General features: G+C 67.4%; 16 protein-coding genes and 1 tRNA gene. 13 read left to right on the forward strand and 4 right to left on the reverse strand.

The window, feature by feature from the left end; genetic code table 11:
• The first annotated feature begins 83 nt into the window (after positions 1-83).
• Together JCR33_RS02660 and JCR33_RS02665 are read left to right on the forward strand one after the other, a co-directional pair.
• Positions 84-1,070 carry an NAD(P)-dependent oxidoreductase gene (locus JCR33_RS02660; RefSeq protein WP_198880441.1) on the forward strand — a complete coding sequence of 329 codons (987 nt, stop codon included), beginning with the start codon at positions 84-86 and terminating at the stop codon, positions 1,068-1,070.
• A gap of 80 nt (positions 1,071-1,150) precedes the next feature.
• Complete coding sequence (locus JCR33_RS02665; protein ID WP_198880442.1) at positions 1,151-1,918, forward strand: GntR family transcriptional regulator; 768 nt, start codon at positions 1,151-1,153, stop codon at positions 1,916-1,918.
• On the opposite strand, the gene JCR33_RS02670 is transcribed toward JCR33_RS02665, so the two are convergent.
• Entirely contained in the window at positions 1,858-2,808 is a 951-nt protein-coding gene (locus JCR33_RS02670; RefSeq protein ID WP_198880443.1) for a LysR family transcriptional regulator, read from the reverse strand. The genes JCR33_RS02665 and JCR33_RS02670 overlap by 61 nt on opposite strands.
• Positions 2,809-2,919: 111 nt before the next feature.
• Between JCR33_RS02670 and JCR33_RS02675 the strand changes: the two genes are divergently transcribed.
• The 5 genes from JCR33_RS02675 to JCR33_RS02695 all read left to right on the forward strand — a co-directional run bounded on the left by JCR33_RS02675 (position 2,920) and on the right by JCR33_RS02695 (position 7,157).
• Complete coding sequence (locus tag JCR33_RS02675) at positions 2,920-3,750, forward strand: class II aldolase/adducin family protein (RefSeq protein WP_332461102.1); 831 nt, start codon at positions 2,920-2,922, stop codon at positions 3,748-3,750.
• Between the two features lie 106 nt (positions 3,751-3,856).
• The gene (locus JCR33_RS02680; RefSeq protein ID WP_198880444.1) at positions 3,857-5,035 is read left to right on the forward strand and encodes a patatin-like phospholipase family protein; all 1,179 of its coding nucleotides are present in this window, start codon (positions 3,857-3,859) and stop codon (positions 5,033-5,035) included.
• Between the two features lie 47 nt (positions 5,036-5,082).
• Positions 5,083-5,841, forward strand: coding sequence for an acetoacetate decarboxylase (locus JCR33_RS02685; RefSeq protein ID WP_198880445.1), 759 nt, complete (start codon positions 5,083-5,085; stop codon positions 5,839-5,841).
• A gap of 304 nt (positions 5,842-6,145) precedes the next feature.
• Positions 6,146-6,532: a response regulator gene (locus JCR33_RS02690; RefSeq protein WP_198880446.1), complete on the forward strand. Its 387-nt coding sequence runs from the start codon at positions 6,146-6,148 to the stop codon at positions 6,530-6,532.
• A gap of 4 nt (positions 6,533-6,536) precedes the next feature.
• On the forward strand, positions 6,537-7,157 hold the full coding sequence (locus JCR33_RS02695) for a response regulator transcription factor (protein WP_211110008.1): 621 nt from the start codon (positions 6,537-6,539) through the stop codon (positions 7,155-7,157).
• A gap of 28 nt (positions 7,158-7,185) precedes the next feature.
• Here JCR33_RS02695 and JCR33_RS02700 read toward each other — a convergent pair whose 3' ends face one another.
• The 3 genes from JCR33_RS02700 to JCR33_RS02710 all read right to left on the reverse strand — a co-directional run bounded on the left by JCR33_RS02700 (position 7,186) and on the right by JCR33_RS02710 (position 10,757).
• A complete protein-coding gene (locus JCR33_RS02700; RefSeq protein ID WP_198880447.1) occupies positions 7,186-8,808 on the reverse strand; it encodes a GMC family oxidoreductase in 1,623 nt (540 codons plus the stop codon).
• Between the two features lie 148 nt (positions 8,809-8,956).
• Positions 8,957-10,366: a type I glutamate--ammonia ligase gene (glnA, locus tag JCR33_RS02705; RefSeq protein ID WP_198880448.1), complete on the reverse strand. Its 1,410-nt coding sequence runs from the start codon at positions 10,364-10,366 to the stop codon at positions 8,957-8,959.
• Positions 10,367-10,418: 52 nt separating this feature from the next.
• Positions 10,419-10,757 carry a P-II family nitrogen regulator gene (locus JCR33_RS02710; protein WP_198880449.1) on the reverse strand — a complete coding sequence of 113 codons (339 nt, stop codon included), beginning with the start codon at positions 10,755-10,757 and terminating at the stop codon, positions 10,419-10,421.
• Positions 10,758-10,952: 195 nt separating this feature from the next.
• On the opposite strand from JCR33_RS02710, the gene JCR33_RS02715 reads away from it, so the two are divergent.
• The 6 genes from JCR33_RS02715 (at position 10,953) to lon (ending at position 19,444) form a co-directional block, all read left to right on the forward strand.
• Entirely contained in the window at positions 10,953-12,443 is a 1,491-nt protein-coding gene (locus JCR33_RS02715; RefSeq protein WP_211110009.1) for an NAD(P)H-hydrate dehydratase, read from the forward strand.
• A 49-nt stretch (positions 12,444-12,492) separates the two neighbouring features.
• Positions 12,493-12,577: transfer RNA gene (locus JCR33_RS02720), tRNA-Leu, on the forward strand.
• 362 nt (positions 12,578-12,939) lie between these two features.
• Positions 12,940-14,346 (forward strand): trigger factor, encoded by a 1,407-nt coding sequence (gene tig, locus JCR33_RS02725; RefSeq protein ID WP_198880450.1) that lies wholly within the window; start codon positions 12,940-12,942, stop codon positions 14,344-14,346.
• Positions 14,347-14,354: 8 nt separating this feature from the next.
• Positions 14,355-14,981, forward strand: coding sequence for an ATP-dependent Clp protease proteolytic subunit (locus JCR33_RS02730; protein WP_198880451.1), 627 nt, complete (start codon positions 14,355-14,357; stop codon positions 14,979-14,981).
• A gap of 269 nt (positions 14,982-15,250) precedes the next feature.
• Positions 15,251-16,519 carry an ATP-dependent Clp protease ATP-binding subunit ClpX gene (gene clpX, locus JCR33_RS02735; RefSeq protein WP_198880452.1) on the forward strand — a complete coding sequence of 423 codons (1,269 nt, stop codon included), beginning with the start codon at positions 15,251-15,253 and terminating at the stop codon, positions 16,517-16,519.
• Positions 16,520-17,002: 483 nt separating this feature from the next.
• Positions 17,003-19,444: an endopeptidase La gene (lon, locus tag JCR33_RS02740; RefSeq protein WP_198880453.1), complete on the forward strand. Its 2,442-nt coding sequence runs from the start codon at positions 17,003-17,005 to the stop codon at positions 19,442-19,444.
• Positions 19,445-19,692: the final 248 nt, after the last annotated feature.

Here is a 19,692-nt window from a genome sequence, read left to right on the forward strand (position 1 = left end):
GGCGACGTTCGCCCCTATTGTCCGGACAACATGATGAAAGAAGCAAATTCCCACTCACCTGTCCAGCCATGGGCCTTGCCGCAATGACCCTTTCGCCTCCCCTCGATCTCGGCGCGCCAGAGCGCTCGCTGGACGTCCCGACGCTGGTCGTCGCCCCCCTCGTCGACGCCGCCTACGCCTACGTGGAGCGCGGCTGTCGGGCGATCGACCATCGTAGCGGACGCGACGGCCTCGCCGCGCTCGACGCGGCGACGCGCGCCGAGGTGGAAGCGGTGATCACCAGCGGCATCGTCGGCTTTTCCGCCGCCGACATGGACCTTTTTCCACGGCTGAAGGTCGTCGCCTCGTTCAGCGTCGGTCACGAGAATATCGACCTCGAAGCGGCGGCGGAGCGGGGGATCCCCGTCACCAACGCCCCCGCGACCAACGGCGAGACGGTGGCCGACCACACAATCATGCTGATGCTGGCGGCGGCGCGGGCGCTGCCGGAAATGGACGCCGCGGTGCGCGCCGGGCGCTGGATGGACGCGCGCAAGCGCTACCGCCCCACCTTGTCCGGCGCCAACGTGGGGATTGCCGGGCTGGGGGCGATCGGCGGGGCGATCGCCTCGCGCGCCGCGGCCTTCGGCACGACGATCCGCTACACCGGGCGGACCGCGCGAGCCGAATCGCCCTACGACTTCGTGCCGGACCTCCTCTCCCTCGCCGAGGTGAGCGACTTTCTTGTCATGGCCGTGCCGGGGGGACCGGCGACGCGCCACATGGTGAGCGCCGCCGTGCTCGACGCGCTGGGGCCGTCGGGCGTCCTCGTCAATATCGGGCGCGGATCGGTGGTGGACAGCGCGGCGCTGGCCGTCGCCCTCGGCGAAGGCCGGATCGCCGCTGCCGGCCTCGACGTGGTCGATGGCGAGCCCGAGGTCCCCGACGTGCTTCTCGGCGCGCCCAACCTCGTCATGACGCCGCACATGGCGGGACGCTCGCCGATGGGGCTGCGGCTCCAGTGCGAGCGCGCCCTCGGCAGCATCGCCGCGGCGACGGAGGGGACGCCGCTCACCTACCGCGTCGGCTGAGGTTTGACAGCGCGGCCCGCGCACAGCAGCCTCGGCCCGGCCGCACCCGCGGACGGCCGGTGGAGATGGAGGGGCGGCGCGTGACGGATGTGTTCGGCGTGACGGGGCAGCAGCCGCGCTATTTGCGTATCGCGCAGGCGTTGGCGGCCGACATCGCGGACGGCCGCTATCCCGTCGGCGGCATGCTGCCCACCGAGGCCGAACTCTGCACCCAGTTCGGCGTCAGCCGCTCCACGGTGCGCGAGGCGCTGCGGCGCCTGCAGGAGCTCGGCCTCGTCTCGCGCACCCAAGGGATCGGCACCCGCGTGGAGGAGCGGCACGCGAAGTCCACCTACATCATGTCGGCGCAGTCGGCGGAACGGGTGATGCAGTATGCCGCCGAGACCGAGCTGACCCTCATCGAGATGGAAGAGGTGGTGGCCGACGAGGCGCTCGTGGGCATCATCGGCGGCGAGACCGGGCGACGATGGGTGCATTTCGGCGGCACGCGGGCCGTGCCCGGCGACCCCGACGGGCCGTTCTGCTTCACGAGTGCCTACGTCGCCGGCCGCTTCGCCGCCGTGCAGCGGATGGTGAGCCGCGACGCGCCCTTGCGCGAGCCGATCCACCAGATCCTGCGCGAGGCCTTTGGAGTACAGATCTCGGAGATCCGCCAGTCGATGCAGGCGATCGCCGCCGACGAGGCCGATGCCACACGCCTCAACATTCCCCTCGGCGCGCCGGCGCTCAAGATCGTGCGCCAGTATCTGATGGCGGACGGCGACGTCATGGAGGCGTCCGTCAACACCTATCCGGCGGGCCGGTTCGAGTATTCGATGCGGCTGAAGCTGTCGCCGGGCACGGGCTGAGGCGCGAGGTCCATCAGGAGAGCGGCGAAACGGGCGGCGACGGGGGGCAGCTCGCGCCGCCGGGTGAGCATCGCGAAGCGGCGGACGAGGCGCGCCTCGGCGACGTCGAGCGCCACCAGGGGGCCGAGCGAATCACGCCCGACGAAGGTGAGGAGGCCGGTGTCGGCGACGAGGGCGGGGAGCGGCGCGAGCGAGCTCGCTTCTACCTTCGCCCGCGGCACCGGCAGGCCGTGCGAGGCGAAGAGATCGTCGAGCCAGGCCCGCGTCGCGACCGAGCGGGAGGGGAGCACCCACTCCTCGGCGGAGAGGTCGGCGAGCTGCGGCGACGCGCGCCCGTCGGGCGCGGGTCCCGCGAGGCGATGATCGGGTCCCGCGGCGACCACCATCTCGTCGACGAACACCACGTGGGCGTTGAACTCCGGATCCTCCGACGGCGCGCCCGGCGAGAGGGGGGCGATGACGAGATCGCATTCGCCGGCCCGCAGCAGGGCGCGCAGCACGTCGCTCATGCCGATCTGAAGCGCGATCGCGACGTCGGGCGCGGCCGCCTTCAGCCGCGCGCACGCCTCCGGCAACAGATGCTCGGCGACGGTGGTGCCGGCGCCGAGCCGCAGCACGCCTGCCTCGCCGCGGGCGAGGGCGCCGACGTCGCGCTCGGCGGCTTCGGTGTCGCGGCGCAGCCGGCGGGCCCGTTCCAAGAGCGCCTCGCCCACCTCCGTCAGCCGCTTGCCGCGCCCCTCGCGATGGAAGAGACGCGCGCCGAGCGAATCCTCGAGCCGCCGCACCGCCTTGGTGAGCGCGGGCTTGGTGCGGCCGACCCGCTCCGCCGCCTCTTCATAGGAGGCGCACTGGGCGACGGCTTCGAAATAGGCGAGGTCGCGAAGGTCCATTGGTTCCTGTCGGGAAACGATCGAGGCTGATTAGTGAATAGATGTTTGCCGTTTAGCCGTCTAGGTTCGCGCCGATCGGGCGAATGGTACGCCCCAACAGGAGGATGCCCCGTGACCAAGCATGAGCGTGGCCTGACCCCTGAGGATCCGATGGCGGTCCTCAAGACCAAGAATTACACCACCGACATCCCCTCGATGCGCGACAAGGTGAGCGAGGCGGAGTGGGACGCGCGGGTGAACCTTGCCGCGGCCTACCGTCTCGTCGCCATGTGGGGCATGGACGAGATGATCGCGAACCACATCTCGGTGGCCGTGCCGGGCGAGGAGGGCACCTTCCTCATCAACCCCTACGGCTATTTCTACGAGGAGATCACGGCGTCGAGCCTGATCAAGATCGACCTCGACGGCAACGTGATCCTGAAGCCCGACTTCGACTATGAGCCGAACCGGGCCGGCTTCGTGATCCACAGCGCCATCCACCGGGCGCGCCCCGACGCGTTCTGCGTGATCCACACCCACACCCCGGCCGGCATGGCGGTGTCGACGATGGATTGCGGCCTGCTGCCGCTCACCCAGACGGCGATGCGCTTCGCCAAGATCGGCTATCACGACTACCAGTCGGTGGCCGTCGATCTCGCCGAGCAGGAATCGATCGTGGCCGACCTCGGCGACGCCGATCTCCTCATTCTGCGCAACCACGGCCTCCTGGTGGTCGGGCCGAGCGTCGCCCAGGCGTTCAGCAACATCTACCGGGCCGAGCTCGCCTGCCGTACGCAGGTGATGGCGATGTCGGCGAACACGGCGATCAGCACGCCGCCGCAGGAGATCATCGACAAGACCAACCACCTCTACCGTCCGGAGGTCCGTCGTCCCTTCGGCGTGCTCGAGTGGCCGGCGCTTCTGCGCAAGCTCGATCGGCACGATCCGTCCTACCGCGACTGAGCGGGTCGGCGGCGCGACGGTCGGCTTGTCGCGCCGCACAATGGCAAGACGCGGGTGCAGAATATGGTAGGACGAGTGGAGTAGCCCGTCCGACCGGAAGATCTCCATGGCCCATCGACAGACTGCACACCATGCTAAGCCGCCTGAATTTGAACGCGTCGCGCTGCTGCTTCAGGGCGGTGGCGCGCTCGGGTCCTACCAGGCGGGCGTCTACCAGGCGCTCGCCGACGCCGATCTCCACCCGAACTGCGTCGCCGGCATCTCGATCGGCGGCATCAACGCGGCGCTGATTGCGGGCAACGCGCCATCGGAGCGGGTGGCGGCGCTGCGCGCCTTCTGGGAGCAGGTCACCTCGCCCTCCTTCAGCATTCAGTCGCTGACGGCCCCGTTCTTCGACAGCTTGCCCTTCAAGGGCGACGACTTCCACCGCTGGCTCAATCAGTCCCGGGCCTTCACCACCGCGCTCGGCGGTGCACCGGGCTTCTTCAAGCCGCGCCCGATTCCACCCTATCTCGCCCCTCCGGGAAGCGCCGAGGCGGAGAGCTTCTACGACGTCTCGCCGCTCAAGGAGACGCTGGAGCGGCTCGTCGACTTTGAGCGCATCAACAGCCGCGAAACCCGCTTCTGCGTCGGCGCGGTGAACGTGCGGACCGGCAACTTCGCCTATTTCGACAGCGAGACCCACACCATCCGCCCCGAGCACGTGATGGCGAGCGGTGCGCTGCCGCCGGGCTTCCCGGCCGCCAAGGTCGACGGCGAATATTATTGGGACGGCGGCCTCGTCTCCAACACGCCGCTTCAGTGGGTGCTCAACACGCGGCCACGCCTCGACACACTGGCCTTTCAGGTCGACCTGTGGAGCGCGCGCGGCGAGTTCCCCCGCGATCTCGTCGAGCAGGAGCTTCGCCAGAAGGATATCCGCTTCTCGAGCCGCACCCGCGCCGCGACCGATCAGTTCACGCGGATGCAGCGGATGCGGCGGGCGCTCGGCAAGCTCGTCAAGGCGCTGCCCGAGGAGGCGCTCGCCGAGCTCGACGACGACGTGAAGGAGCTCATTTCCGAGGCCGACGAGAAGGTCTACAACATCGTCCACCTGATCTATCGCGCGAAGAGATACGAAGGATCGTCGAAGGACTACGAGTTCTCGCGCGCGACGATGGAGGAGCACTGGACGGCCGGCTACAACGACGTGGTGCGCACGCTGCGCTTTCCGAAGGTGCTCGAGCGAACGGCCGCCGCGGAAGGCGTCGCCACATTCGACATGACGGAGCGGGAGGGGGAGTAGCCCCGTCCGATCCGACCTTCGCCAGCCCCCAACCGACGAGAGCTCCCATGAAGATTGCCGACGTGCGCGCCAACGCATTCGCCATGCCGCTGACGAACCCCGCCTATCCGCGCCCACCCTATAAGTTCTACAATCGCGAGTTCGTGGTGATCACCTACCGCACCGATCCGGAGCGGCTGCAGGCGGTTGTGCCGGAGCCGCTCGAGGTGGTGGGGGACACGGTCGCCTACGAGTTCATCCGGATGCCCGACTCCACCGGCTTCGGTGACTATACCGAGACGGGGCAGGTCATCCCGGTGCGCTTCACCACCCCCTCCGGCGAGGTGCAGGAGGGCGGCTTCGTCCACGCCATGTATCTCGACGACAACTCGCCGATCGCGGGCGGGCGCGAGATCTGGGGATTTCCGAAGAAGCTCGCGACGCCCAAGATCAGCCACCAGGCGGAGACGCTGGTGGGGACGCTGCACTACGGCTCGATCCCCTGCGTGGTCGCCACCATGGGCTACAAGCACCGCGAGCTCGACCTCGAGCCGGTGCGCGCGGGCATGGCGAAGCCGGCCTTCATGATCAAGATCATCCCGCACGTCGACGGGACGGCCCGGGTCTGCGAGCTCGTGCGCTACTACATGGAGGACGTCACGCTGAAGGGGGCCTGGACGGGTCCGGCGGCGCTGCAGTTCTTCGAGCACGCGATGTGCGACGTCGCCAAGCTCCCGGTGCGCGAGATAGTCTCGGCGAGCCACTACATCGCCGACCTCACCCTCGGCCTCGGCGAGGTGGTCTACGACTATCTGAAGGACGACTGAGGCGCCGGCGGCCGGCGTCCCCGGCCGCTACCCTCGTCCATCGGCATCCACCGGGGATTGATCGGCACGGGCTTTACAGTTCGAGATTTTATCGCGATGATGAATGCAATTTAAGGGTGCGTTTTCGTCACGAAGTCGGCTGGGCGCAACCTTCCGTTCCTATGGTGGGTGTGGGCGTTGCGTCGGCGGCTGCGTCGGCGCGACCCGCAGGACTGCGCCGGCGTGTGTGCGTCGGCGCCGACGGGGTGAGGCTATGACCGCGCTGCCGCTATTCGACATCACTCGGACACCGGGCGATTCCGCAATGAGTCCCAGAGGCGAGACCATCCTCTCGGCGAGGCGCGTCCGCGTCGTGGACGACAATCCGCAGGTCGCCCGGCTCGTTGCCATGGTGCTGACGGACGCGGGGTGCTCGGTCACTGTGTGCGACGGCGGTCCCGCGGCGCTCGCTCTCCTCGGCGAGGAGGCGGCGGTGTGGGACATCGCGGTGATCGACTACGAGATGCCGGGCGTCGGGGGCGACGGCGTCGCGGCGGCGATCCGCGCCGGGCGGCCGCGCACCGGGCTGGTGCTCCTCACCGGCGCGCCCGACCGCGCTGCCCCCGTGCACCACCTTTTCGACCTGGTCCTTGCCAAGCCGGTCCGCCCGGAGCGCTTGGTGGAAGCCCTCGCGACCCTCCTCGAGGACTGAGACGATGGCCATCTCCGTCCTCATCGCCGACGATCACGACCTCGTGCGCGACATGCTCGTCGCCTTCTTGGAGCGCGAGGGCGACTTCGACATCGTCAGCGTTCCGGACTATCCGGCGGCGACCGAAGCGGTCGGTCGCCACGGCCCGTTCGACCTGATCCTCCTCGACTACCAGATGCCCGGGATGAGCGGCCTCGCGGGCCTTTCGGAGGCGATCGCCCTCAACGCGCCGCAGCCCGTGGCGCTGATGTCGGGGATCGCCGACCGCCGTGTGGCGCAGGAGGCGCTGGACGCGGGCGCCGCCGGCTTCGTGCCGAAGACGATGCCGGGGAAGTCGCTCGTCCACGCCGTGCGCATCATGCTGGCGGGGGAGCAGTACGCGCCGATCACCTTCATGAACACCGCGGCGGACGACCCGGCGAACGCCATCGCCGAGCGCCTCTCTCAGCGCGAGCGCGATGTGCTCGACCGCCTCTGCCGCGGCTTCGCCAACAAGGAGATCGCCCGCGAGCTCGGCCTCGCCGAGGTCACGGTGAAGCTTCACGTGCGCACTCTCTGCCGCAAGCTCGACGCTAAGAACCGCACGCACGCGGCGATGATCGCCAAGCAGCAAAATCTCTTTTGACGGCGATCCTGACAGCGACCCGTGGCGCCTACGTGGGCGCCGCCAGACCGTAGGCTGTGGCGAGGATCTCCGACGCGCGCTCGCCGATGACCACCGTCGGAGCCATGGTGTTGCCGGTGGAGATCTCCGGCATGATGGAGGCGTCGGCGATTCTGAGGCCGTCGATGCCGTAGACGCGGAGGTTCGCGTCGACCACGGACATCTCGTCCCGCCCCATCTTCGCCGTGCAGCTCTCGTGGAAATAGGTGCCGGCGGCGTTGCGGATGAAGTCTTCCATCGCCGCGCCTTTGAGCGGTCCCGGCATCAGCTCGCGCTTGACGAACGGGGCGACCGGCGCGGAGTTGCCGATGTCGCGGCAGAGCTCCACGCAGCGCAGCATCGCGGCCATGTCGGTGTCGGTGCCGAGGAAGTTCGCCTCGATGCGGGGGGCGGCGAAGGGATCCGCGCTCGCAAGGCGTACCCGGCCGCGGCTGTCCGGCCGGGCGAGCCCCGGAGCGAGTGTCCAGGCGACGTCGACGGCGGTGGGCAGGTCGTAGGCGGTGGCCGTCACCTCGCTGCCGAACGGGATCTCCTCGAGCACCGGCATCAGGTCGGGCGTCGCGATGTCGCTGCGGCTCTTGGCGTAGAACACGAACTCGGCGGCGTTGTTGCGCGGAGCCTCCGGCGTCACGTACTCGAAGCAGCAGCCGGCGAGCAGGATGTGGTCCTGAAAGTTGGCGCCGACCCCCGGCAGGTGCTGCACGACGTCGATGCCGTGCGCCTTGAGCTCGGCCTCGTCGCCGATGCCGGAGAGCATCAACAGCTTCGGCGTGTTGATGGCGCCTTGCGACAGGATGACCTCGCGTGTCGCCTCCACCTCGTAGCGCCGCCCGCGGTGGACGAACGAGACGCCGCGCGCCCGCCCGCCCGCAATGGCGATCCGCGTCACCTCCGAACAGAGCAGGATGTGGAGATTGGGCCGGCCCATCACCGGGTGGAGATAGGTCGCCGCCATCGAGACGCGGCGATTGCCGTCCTGCACGAGCACGCTCGGCAGGCCGCAGCCGCCGTCGCCCTCCATCGCCGCGCCGTTGATGTCGTCGACGCGGGGGATGCCGAGGGCGTCGGCCGCCTCGATCAGGGCGGGCACCAGCGGCACCGGATCGTTGGGCTGGAGGATGTTGAGGAGGCCGCCGGTGCCGCGGCGATACGGATCGGACGGCCCGTGCCAGTCCTCGATGCGACGATAGATCGCGAGCACCGACTCGTAGTTCCAGGCCGGATCGCCCGCCGCCTCCGCCCACATCTCGAAGTCGTTCTTGTGGCCGCGCGCCCAGACCGAGCCGTTGATGCTGGAGCCGCCGCCGAGCACCTTGCCCATCGGCAGCGGCGGGGTGCGCCCGTTGAGGGTGGGGGAGGGCTCGGCGTGATAGCCCCAGTCCCGCTCGCTGCCGATATTCTGCATCCAGAGGGTGGAATCGATCACCGTCGGCACGCGGTCGCTGCCGCCCGCCTCGATCACCAGCACGCTGACTTCGGGATTGTCGGACAGACGCCGCGCCACCACGCTGCCGGCGCATCCGCCACCGCAGATGATGAAGTCGTAGGCAGAGCGGATGGTGTCTTGGGTGATTTCGCGGTCCGGCGTCAGGCCGCCGAGCGAGGTGGTCATCGTGGTCTCCGTCGGTATCGTGTCGGCATCGCGTCGCCGCCGGCCGCCGTGCACGATCCGTGCCCCCGGCCCGGCGCCCGGCCGCCGCGTCGCGCAACAAAAAAGGCGGCTCGGTGAGCCGCCCTTTCCGGTCGTCCGATCGGATCGATCAGACCGAGTAGTAGAGGTCGAACTCCACGGGATGCGGCATCATCTCGTAGCGCATGTTCTCTTCCATCTTCAGCTCGATGTAGGCATCGATCTGATCGTCGTCGAACACGCCACCCGCCTTCAGGAAGTCGCGGTCCGCATCGACGGCGGAGAGGGCCTCGCGGAGCGAGCCGCACACGGTCGGGATGTCCTTCAGCTCTTCCGGCGGCAGATCGTAGAGGTCCTTGTCCATCGGCTCGCCCGGATGGATGCGGTTCTTGATGCCGTCGAGGCCGGCCATGCACATGGCGGCGTAGGCGAGGTAGGGGTTCGCGGACGGATCCGGGAAACGGACCTCGAGGCGCTTGCCCTTCGGCGAGGACGAGATCGGGATACGGCAGGAGGCCGAACGGTTGCGTGCCGAGTAGGCGAGGAGCACCGGCGCCTCATAGCCCGGGACGAGACGCTTGTAGGAGTTCGTCGACGGGTTGGTGAAGGCGTTGAGCGCCTTAGCGTGCTTCAGGATGCCGCCGATGTAGAAGAGGCACGACTCCGACAGATCGGCGTAGAGATCGCCGGCGAAGGTCGGCTTGCCGTCGGTCCAGATCGACTGGTGCACGTGCATGCCGGTGCCGTTGTCGCCGAACACGGGCTTCGGCATGAACGTCGCCGTCTTGCCGTAGGCGTTCGCCACCTGATGCACGACGTACTTGTAGATCTGCATCTTGTCGGCGATGAGGGTCAGCGTGTCGAACTTGAGGCCGAGCTCGTGCTGGGCCGCGGCCACCTCGTGGTGGTGCTTTTCGACGGTGACGCCCATCTCGGTCATGACCGAGAGCATCTCGGAGCGCATGTCCTGGGCCGAATCGATCGGCGGCACCGGGAAGTAGCCGCCCTTGGTGCGCGGACGGTGGCCGAGGTTGCCGGTCTCGTACTCCGTCGGCATGTTCGACGGCAGCTCGATGGAATCGAGCTGGAAGCCGGTGTTGTACGGCTCGGTGGAGAAGCGGACGTCGTCGAACACGAAGAACTCGGCTTCCGGGCCCATCGTGATGGTGTCGCCGAAACCGCCGGACTTCACGTACGCCTCGGCCTTCTTGGCCGTGGTGCGCGGGTCGCGGTTGTAGGCCTCACCCGACGAGGGCTCCAGAATGTCGCAGAAGACCGCCATCGTGGTCTGCGCGAAGAACGGATCGATGTGCGCCGTCTCCGGATCCGGCATGAGGATCATGTCGGACTCGTTGATCGCTTTCCAACCGGCGATCGACGAGCCGTCGAACATCGTGCCGTCGGCGAAGATTTCTTCGTCGATAACGCCGACGTCCATCGTGACGTGCTGCATCTTCCCACGCGGGTCGGTGAAACGCAGATCGACGAATTTCACGTCCTTGTCTTTGATGTCCTTCAGGATGTCTTGCGCTGTGCTCATTCGCCTTCGCTTTCTTTGGCGCTTCTGGAGTGTGGTGCGGGGAACGGGGTGGTCAGATGGCGTCCTCACCGGCTTCGCCGGTGCGGATGCGAATAGCATCTTCGACGGGAAGGACAAAGATCTTGCCGTCGCCAATGCGGCCGGTCTGGGCCGCGTTGCGGATGGCCTCCACGGCGGCCGGCAGGAGGTTGTCGGGTACGATGAGCTCGATCTTCACCTTGGGCAGAAAGTCCACGACGTACTCCGCACCGCGGTACAGTTCGGTGTGGCCCTTCTGGCGGCCAAAGCCGCGCGCTTCGAGCACCGTGATACCTTGTAGGCCAACCTCTTGCAGCGCCTCCTTCACCTCATCGAGTTTGAACGGCTTAATAATGGCTTCGATCTTCTTCATAAGACCCCGTTGGGCGGCGTCGCGGCGTTCCGTCCGCTGGCCGTGATACGGAATGCACGGAGTGTGCCAGATGGCCCGTCAGCCCGCTTGTGCGAAAGAGCGGCATTTGCCGACCGCATGGGCACTATGACTGCCGAAAATCGCATCATCGTGCTCGATGTGTAGTCAATCAATCAACGTAGGGATGTCCGTGGCATGATCGAGTTGCCGACGCCGAGCGAGATGGCGGTCGCGGATCGGCGAACAGCGGAGGCGGGCACGTCGATGTCCCGTCTCATGGAGCGGGCCGGCACGGCGGTGGCCGATGCCGTCGCGGCATTGGGTCACGGGGTGAGCGCGCTGGTCCTCGCCGGACCCGGCAACAACGGCGGCGACGCCTTCGTGGCGGCGCGCGTGCTGCGCCAGCGGGGCTATCGGGTCGCTGTGCTCGATCTCGCCGGGGAGGGGGGCTCGGAGGAGGCGGTCACCGCCCGATCCGCCTATCGCGGGCCGCGCGTGGCGGCCGACGATGGCGCCATCGACGCGGCCGTCGAGGCCGCCACCGTGATCGTCGACGGTCTCTTCGGCGGCGGTTTGTCGCGCGATCTCGAAGGTGCGATGGCGGCGCTGGTGACGCGGGTGAACCGCGCGCGGGTGCGCAGCCGCGCCGCGCCCCACGTCGTCGCCATCGACCTGCCGAGCGGGATCGACGGGGCGACCGGGATGGTGCGCGGCGTCGCGATCCGCGCCGACCGGACGGTGACTTTCGAGTGCCGCAAGCCCGGCCATCTCCTGGTGCCCGGCCGGCACTATTGCGGCAAGGTCACGGTGGCCGAGATCGGCATCGCCGCGGCGACGCTGAAGGGGCTCGCCGTCACGACCTTCGCCAACGAGCCGGACCTCTGGCGTGCGCATCGCCCCAAGCTTGCCCGGGGCGGGCACAAGTACGACCGCGGCCACGCCGTCGCCGTCTCCGGGCCGATGACGGCGACCGGGGCGGCGCGGCTCGCGATCACCGCGGCGCTGCGGACCGGTGCGGGGCTTGCGACGCTGCTCTCGCCGGGCGATGCGCTGCTCGTCAACGCCGCCCACCTCACGACGGTGATGCTCGCGCGGGTGGACGACGCGACGGGTCTGACCGAGGCGCTCACCGATCGGCGCCGCAACGCCGTGCTCCTCGGGCCGGGGATGCCGCCCGACGCGGCGACGCGGGCGATGGCCGAGGCCGCTCTCGCCGCGCCGGCGGCCGCCGTGCTCGACGCGGGCGCGGTCGTCGCCTTCGCCGGCGACGTTGCCGGGCTGAAGCGGGCGGTGGGCGAGGGGGCGGCCGTCCTCACCCCCCATGCCGGCGAGTTCTCCCGCCTCTTCGGCGGCGAGGGGGGCGACAAGCTCGCCCGGGCCCGCGCCGCCGCCGCGGCGTCGGGTGCGGTGGTGGTGTTCAAGGGCGAGGACACGGTGATCGCCGCCCCCGACGGCCGCGCCGCCATCAACGCCAACGCCCCGCCCTTCCTCGCCACCGCGGGAGCGGGGGACGTGCTCGGCGGCATCATCACCGGCTTCCTCGCCCAGGGCGTGCCCGCCTTCGAGGCCGCGGCGATGGGGGTGTTCCTGCACGGCCTCGTTGCGACGCGCATTGGCCCGGGCCTCATCGCCGACGACCTCATCGACGGTCTGCGCGCTGCCCGTGCCGCTTTCGACATGCTCTGAGGCGGGGGTCCTTCCCTCGGCCGGCTCCTCGCTCTAGAGGTTGGGCGAAGCGGGTGTGGCGGAACTGGTAGACGCACTTGGTTTAGGTCCAAGCGCCGCAAGGTTTGGGGGTTCGAGTCCCTCCACCCGCACCATTTTCGTGGCGCTACCGGCCTCCGGCCTGCTTGAGCGCGTGGGGGCGCTACCGGCCTCCGGCCTGCTTGAGCGCGTGGGGGTGCTACTGGCCTCCGCCTGCTTGAGAGTGTGGCGCTACCGCCCCTCGGGCTACTTGGGCGCGGGGTGGGGCTGTTCGGACTTGATCTGCCTCGGCGTCGCCTCGCGGGGGGAGCGGCGTGCGGCCGTCGCCTCGGCTCGGCGGGGCAATCCTCGTGCGAAAACGCTTTCGCGTCTCAATATCGCGCGGGGAGGGCATGCCCGCCATTGACTTCATCGGGCCAGAGGGCGACATGAGCGCCATTCCCCGACAACCCGGATAGACTCTGCGGAAAGTGAGCCCATGGAAGTGACCGAGACCCGCGCGGACGGCCTGCAGCGGGAGCTGAAAGTGGTGGTTCCCGCAGCGACCCTCGACGAGCGTCTCACGGCGTACCTCGACGATATGCGTACGAAAGTGAAGCTGAAGGGATTCCGCCCCGGCAAGGTCCCGCTCGCCCACCTGCGTCGCATGTACGGTCGCTCGGCGATGGCCGAGGTCATCAACGAAGTGATGTCCGAGACCGTGAAGGACGCGGTCGAAAAGCGTGACGAGAAGCCGGCGCTGCAGCCCGACATCGACCTCGATCAGGGGTCGATGGAGGACGTGATGGAAGGCAAGAGCGATCTCGCCTTCGCCGTAAAATACGAGATTCTGCCCGTCATCGAGGTGACCGGCCTTGAGGCGATCAGCATCGAGCGACCGGTGGCCCAGGTTTCCGACGAGGAGCTCGAGACCGAGCTCGGCAAGCTCGCCGCCGCCAATCGCGACTACGAGGCCGTGGAGCGCGCCGCCGAGAATGGCGACCGGCTGAAGATCGACTTCGTCGGCCGCGTCGACGGCGTTCCGTTCGACGGCGGGTCGGCCGAGGACATCGACATCGTGGTGGGCGAGGGCCGCTTCATCCCCGGCTTCGAGGAGCAGCTCGAAGGCGCCACCGTCGGCGAGGAGCGCAAGGTGACCGTGCGCTTCCCGAAGGGCTATCCGGCCGAGACTCTCGCCGACAAGGAAGCCGAGTTCGACGTGACGGTGAAGGAGGTCGCGGCCCCGAAGGAGCCCAACCTCGACGACGCCTTCGCCGAGAAGCTGGGGCTCGAGAATCTCGACGCGCTGAAGACCGCGGTGCGCCAGCAGATGCAGCAGGGCTACGACGGCGCCACGCGCAACAGGGTGAAGCGGGCGCTGCTCGACGCGCTCGACGAGCGCTTCACCTTCACGCTTCCCCAGAAGCTGGTGGAGACCGAGTTCAACTCCATCTGGCGTCAGGTGGAAGAGGATATTCGGCGCCAGCGTGAGGGCGGCGAGGAGGTCGACGAGGACAAGCTCCGCACCGACTATCAGGCGATCGCGGAGCGTCGCGTGCGTCTCGGCCTGCTCCTGTCGGAGATCGGTACCAAGGCCGAGGTCGAGGTCACCGACGACGAGGTCCAGCGGGCGCTCGCCGAGAAGATGCGGCAGTTCCCGGGGCAGGAGCGCGAGGTGATCGAGTTCTATCGCTCCAACCCGCAGGCCATCGCCGGGCTGCGCGCGCCGATCTTCGAGGACAAGGTGGTGGACTACCTCCTGGAGCTCGTGAGCGTGACCGACAAGCCGGTACCGAGCGACGAGCTCCTTGCGGATGCCGAGGAGGATGACCACGATCATGCTCACCATGATCATGATCACGACCATCACCACGATCACGACCATCACCACCACCACGATCATTAGGGCGCGCGATGAAAGATCCTGTTGAGTATGCGATGTCGACGCTCGTGCCGATGGTCGTCGAGCAGACGAACCGCGGCGAGCGGGCGTACGACATATTTTCGCGCCTGTTGTCGGAGCGCATCATCTTCATCACCGGTCCCATCGAGGACACGGTGGCGACCCTGGTGTGCGCCCAGCTCCTCTATCTGGAGGCCGACAATCCCAACAAGGAAATCTCGCTCTACATCAACTCGCCGGGCGGCATCGTGACCTCGGGTCTCGCGATCTACGACACGATGCAGTTCGTGCGGCCGACGATCTCGACGTTGTGCATCGGCCAGTCGGCGTCCATGGGCTCGCTGCTTTTGGCGGCGGGGGAGAAGGGGATGCGCTTCTCGCTCCCCAACTCGCGCATCATGGTGCACCAGCCGTCCGGCGGGTTCCGCGGCACGGCGGCCGACATTCAGCTTCAGGCCCAGGAAATCCTGGCGTTGAAGCGTCGGCTGAACGAGATCTACCGCAAGCACACCGGCCAGGAGCTCGATGTGATCGAGAAGGCCCTGGAGCGGGACAACTACATGACGCCGGACAAGGCGCTGGAGTTCGGCATCATCGATCAGGTGATCGAGAGCCGCGCGGCGCTGGACGCGGCGTAAGGACAACTATAGGGTGCTTTCTGTCGGGAATGGAGCCTCTGGCTGCTATGCCGGGGGCGACACTCGCGGAACGCGGCGCTTGCGGATAACCGAGACAGGTCGATAAATTTTGTGTTTGGTAACGGCATCATCCGTTGACTGTCGGGTGAGTCGGTTTGCATCGGGCCGACGCGCTGCCCAATATATCGATGTAGGGGACGTCGAGCCGGGTCGTTCCGGCCGCGAGGCGCCTGCCGGGCGCGAGAGTTGGCGGAAGCAGAGGTGAGTATATGAGCAAGGCGACCACGGGTGATGGCAAGAACACGCTCTATTGCTCGTTCTGCGGCAAGAGCCAGCACGAGGTGCGCAAGCTCATTGCGGGTCCAACCGTGTTCATCTGCGACGAATGTGTCGAGCTGTGCATGGATATCATCCGCGAGGAGAACAAGTCCTCGTTGGTGAAGTCGCGGGATGGCATTCCGACCCCGTTGGAAATCCGCAAGGTGTTGGACGATTACGTGATCGGCCAGCAGGATGCGAAAAAGATCCTGTCCGTCGCGGTGCACAACCACTACAAGCGGCTGAGCCACGCCTCGAAGTCGAACGATGTGGAGCTGGCGAAGTCGAACATCCTGCTGATCGGCCCCACGGGCTGCGGCAAGACGCTGCTGGCGCAGACTCTCGCCCGCATTCTCGATGTGCCCTTCACCATGGCGGACGCCACCACGCTGACCGAGGCCGGCTATGTGGGCGAGGATGTGGAGAACATCATCCTCAAGCTGCTCCAGTCCGCCGACTACAATGTCGAGCGGGCCCAGCGCGGCATCGTCTACATCGACGAGGTCGACAAGATCTCCCGCAAGTCCGACAACCCCTCCATCACGCGGGACGTGTCGGGCGAGGGGGTGCAGCAGGCCCTTCTGAAGATTATGGAAGGCACTGTGGCTTCCGTGCCACCCCAGGGTGGCCGCAAGCACCCGCAGCAAGAGTTCCTCCAGGTCGACACGACCAACATCCTCTTCATATGCGGTGGCGCTTTCGCGGGGCTTGAGAAGATCATCTCCGACCGCGGTCGGGGCACCTCCATCGGCTTCAAGGCCCAGGTGTTCGCACCCGAGGATCGGCGGACGGGCGAGCTCTTCCGCGAAGTGGAGCCGGAGGACCTCCTGAAGTTCGGCCTGATCCCCGAGTTCGTCGGGCGCCTGCCGGTGCTCGCGACGCTCGAGGACCTCGACGAGGCGGCGCTGGTGCAGATCCTCGCCGAGCCGAAGAACGCGCTGGTCAAGCAGTATCAGCGCCTCTTCGAGATGGAGGGCGTGGAGCTGACCTTCCACTCCGACGCGCTGCGCGCCATCGCCCGCAAGGCGATCGAGCGCAAGACCGGAGCAAGAGGCTTGCGGTCTATCCTGGAGGCGATCCTCCTCGACACCATGTACGAGCTACCGGGGCTGGACGGGGTGCGTGAGGTGGTGATCTCCGAAGAGGTGGTCGGCGGTACAGCCCGACCGCTCTACATCTACGACGATCGGGCCGCCGAGCCCTCGCGGACCTCCGCGTGATCCTGCGGGACCGCTGCCCCGAGGTGGCGGTCCCGAGCCGGACCGGCGGCGCCCCTTCCGCCGGGCCGATGTCATGTATGTGCGCTGCGGCACTCGCGTTCGCCGCCGCTGCGCCGAAGGGGCGAAGGTGCCGCTCGAGCATGCGACCATTCGCGCGCCGCTCGCCGCAGGCTGGATCGGCGAGGCCCAGGCCAGCCAGCGGACGAGACGCCTCGATGAGCGAGGGGCAGGGTACCGGAATCAGGACTCTAGAGCTGCGGCGGGTATCGAGCCGCCCTATCCTCAGGTTGCTGACCTGAGGCTTGAAGTGAGCTTCGCACGACGCCACTTCGCAATAACAGGATGCGATGACGCATCCCTAGAAAGCACCGCAACTCCGCTCGACTTTCAGTGGGCGGTTCGGGTTGCCGGCGAAAGTTGCGGTGTAGGGTGGCTCGACTCGTGCATGATTGGCGAGCAGGGCCAAGCTGAAAGGACAGTTCCATGACACAGTCGGACGACAATCGGGACACCGCGGCGCGGCCGGCGAGCGGCAACGGCACCTATCCGGTGCTGCCGCTGCGCGACATCGTCGTGTTTCCGCACATGGTGGTCCCTCTCTTCGTCGGCCGAGAGAAGTCCATCCGCGCCCTCGAAGAGGTGATGCGGGCGGACAACCAGATCCTTTTGGTGACGCAGCGCGAGGCGGGGGACGACGATCCGAACCCCGAAGGGCTGTTTCCCATCGGGACCCTCGCGACGGTGCTGCAGCTCCTGAAGCTGCCGGACGGCACCGTGAAGGTGCTCGTGGAGGGGGCGACGCGGGCGAAGGTCGAGACCTTCACCGACCGCGAAGACTATTTCGAAGCCAAGGCCGCCACCGTCGACGAGCCGTCGTTCGACGAGACGGAGGCGCAGGCCCTGTCGCGGTCCGTGGTTTCCGAGTTCGAGAACTACGTCAAGCTCAACAAGAAGATCTCGCCCGAGGTGATCGCCGCGGTCGGCCAGATCGAGGACTACGCGAAGCTCGCCGACACGGTCGCCTCGCACCTCGTGGTCAAGATCCCGGTCAAGCAGGAGATCCTGGCGACCCCGTCGGTGATCGAGCGCTTCGAGAAGGTGCTCGGGATCATGAACGGCGAGATCTCGGTCCTGCAGGTCGAGAAGCGCATCCGCAGCCGCGTCAAACGGCAGATGGAGAAGACGCAGCGCGAGTACTACCTCAACGAGCAGATGCGCGCGATCCAGAAGGAGCTCGGCGACGGCGAGGACGGCAAGGACGAGCTCGCCGAGATCGAGGAGCGCATCAAGTCTACCAAGCTCTCCAAGGAGGCGCGGGAGAAGGCGGAGGCGGAGCTGAAGAAGCTGCGCCAGATGAGCCCGATGTCGGCCGAGGCGACGGTGGTGCGCAACTACCTCGACTGGATCCTGTCGATCCCGTGGAAGGCGCCGTCCCGCATCAAGAAGGACCTCGAGCATGCCGAACGCGTGCTCGAGACGGATCACTACGGCCTCGACAAGGTCAAGGAGCGGATCCTGGAGTACCTCGCGGTGCAGGCTCGCGCCAACAAGCTGAAGGGGCCGATCCTGTGCCTCGTCGGCCCTCCGGGCGTCGGCAAGACCTCGCTCGCGAAGTCCATCGCCAAGGCGACGGGCCGTGAGTATGTCCGCATGTCGCTCGGCGGCGTGCGCGACGAGGCCGAGATCCGCGGTCACCGCCGCACCTATATCGGCTCGATGCCCGGCAAGGTCATCCAGTCGATGAAGAAGGCGAAGAAGTCCAACCCACTCTTCCTGCTCGACGAGATCGACAAGATGGGCATGGACTTCCGCGGCGACCCGTCGTCGGCCCTCCTCGAGGTGCTGGATCCGGAGCAGAACTCGACGTTCATGGACCACTATCTGGAGGTGGAATACGACCTCTCGAACGTGATGTTCGTGACCACGGCGAATACGCTCAACATCCCGCCGGCCCTGATGGACCGGATGGAGGTGATCCGCATCGCCGGCTACACCGAGGACGAGAAGGTGGAGATCGCGCGTCGCCATCTGATCTCCAAGGCCGAGAACGATCACGGGCTCAAGAAGGGCGAGTTCGCCATCGACGACGAGGCCCTGCGGACCTTGATCCGGCGCTACACGCGGGAGTCGGGCGTGCGTAACCTCGAGCGCGAGATCGCGACCCTCGCCCGTAAGGCGGTCAAGGAGATCCTTTCGTCGAAGGGCGAGGTGAAGGCCGTCACGGTGACGCCGGAGAAGCTCGAGGAATATCTCGGCGTGCCGCGCTACCGCTACGGTCAGGCCGAGCTCGAGGATCAGGTGGGCGTCGCGACGGGTCTCGCCTGGACCGAGGTGGGCGGCGAGCTCCTCACCATCGAAGGTCTGATGATGCCGGGCAAGGGTAAGATGACCGTGACCGGCAACCTGCGCGACGTGATGAAGGAGTCGATCTCGGCCGCGGCGTCCTACGTCCGCTCGCGGGCGACCGACCTCGGTGTCGAGCCGCCGATGTTCGACCGGCGCGACATCCACGTCCACGTGCCGGAAGGCGCGACGCCGAAGGACGGTCCGTCCGCCGGCATCGCGATGGCGACGGCCGTAGTGTCGGTGATGACCGGCATCCCCATCCGTCGCGATCTCGCGATGACGGGCGAGATCACGCTGCGGGGCAGGGTGCTGCCCATCGGCGGCCTCAAGGAGAAGCTGCTTGCCGCGCTGCGCGGTGGCATCAGCACCGTTCTGATCCCGGAGGAGAACGCGAAGGATCTCGCGGACATCCCCGACAACGTGAAGAACGCGCTCGACATCGTCCCCGTGTCGCGGATGGACGAGGTTCTGAAGCGGGCCCTGGTGCGCATGCCGGAGCCCATCGAGTGGACCGAGCCGACCTACACCCGCGCCGAGCGCACGGAGGACGACGAATCGGCCACCTTTCGCGCCCACTGAGGCCGCGCGAATCAGCCGAAAGCGCTAAGCGGAGAGGGCGGGGAAACCCGCCCTTTTTCGTGCCTTTTTCCTCAGCCTGCCTGCTTTGTGAGCGACTTCGCCCCCTTCCCGGCTATCAATTGTCGCGTTTTGCCGAGCTCCGTCGAATTTTTGTCGTTTTGAAAGGATTGCTCCCCAATTTTCCAGGGGAACCGGGGCTCTTTGCGCAAATCTCGCTTTTCAAGCAAGCCGCGCTGGTGAGAGTGTGA

This window comes from Acuticoccus mangrovi, assembly GCF_016411865.1.
Classification (GTDB): domain Bacteria; phylum Pseudomonadota; class Alphaproteobacteria; order Rhizobiales; family Amorphaceae; genus Acuticoccus; species Acuticoccus mangrovi.

What these genes read in the sequence shown, in the direction of transcription:
- JCR33_RS02660 (WP_198880441.1), top strand. Translation starts at nt 84, where the DNA reads ATGACCCTTTCGCCTCCCCTCGATCTCGGCGCGCCAGAGCGCTCGCTG.
- JCR33_RS02670 (WP_198880443.1), bottom strand. Translation starts at nt 2,808, where the DNA reads ATGGACCTTCGCGACCTCGCCTATTTCGAAGCCGTCGCCCAGTGCGCC.
- JCR33_RS02680 (WP_198880444.1), top strand. Translation starts at nt 3,857, where the DNA reads ATGGCCCATCGACAGACTGCACACCATGCTAAGCCGCCTGAATTTGAA.
- JCR33_RS02685 (WP_198880445.1), top strand. Translation starts at nt 5,083, where the DNA reads ATGAAGATTGCCGACGTGCGCGCCAACGCATTCGCCATGCCGCTGACG.
- JCR33_RS02690 (WP_198880446.1), top strand. Translation starts at nt 6,146, where the DNA reads ATGAGTCCCAGAGGCGAGACCATCCTCTCGGCGAGGCGCGTCCGCGTC.
- JCR33_RS02695 (WP_211110008.1), top strand. Translation starts at nt 6,537, where the DNA reads ATGGCCATCTCCGTCCTCATCGCCGACGATCACGACCTCGTGCGCGAC.
- JCR33_RS02700 (WP_198880447.1), bottom strand. Translation starts at nt 8,808, where the DNA reads ATGACCACCTCGCTCGGCGGCCTGACGCCGGACCGCGAAATCACCCAA.
- glnA (WP_198880448.1), bottom strand. Translation starts at nt 10,366, where the DNA reads ATGAGCACAGCGCAAGACATCCTGAAGGACATCAAAGACAAGGACGTG.
- JCR33_RS02710 (WP_198880449.1), bottom strand. Translation starts at nt 10,757, where the DNA reads ATGAAGAAGATCGAAGCCATTATTAAGCCGTTCAAACTCGATGAGGTG.
- JCR33_RS02715 (WP_211110009.1), top strand. Translation starts at nt 10,953, where the DNA reads ATGATCGAGTTGCCGACGCCGAGCGAGATGGCGGTCGCGGATCGGCGA.
- tig (WP_198880450.1), top strand. Translation starts at nt 12,940, where the DNA reads ATGGAAGTGACCGAGACCCGCGCGGACGGCCTGCAGCGGGAGCTGAAA.
- JCR33_RS02730 (WP_198880451.1), top strand. Translation starts at nt 14,355, where the DNA reads ATGAAAGATCCTGTTGAGTATGCGATGTCGACGCTCGTGCCGATGGTC.
- clpX (WP_198880452.1), top strand. Translation starts at nt 15,251, where the DNA reads ATGAGCAAGGCGACCACGGGTGATGGCAAGAACACGCTCTATTGCTCG.
- lon (WP_198880453.1), top strand. Translation starts at nt 17,003, where the DNA reads ATGACACAGTCGGACGACAATCGGGACACCGCGGCGCGGCCGGCGAGC.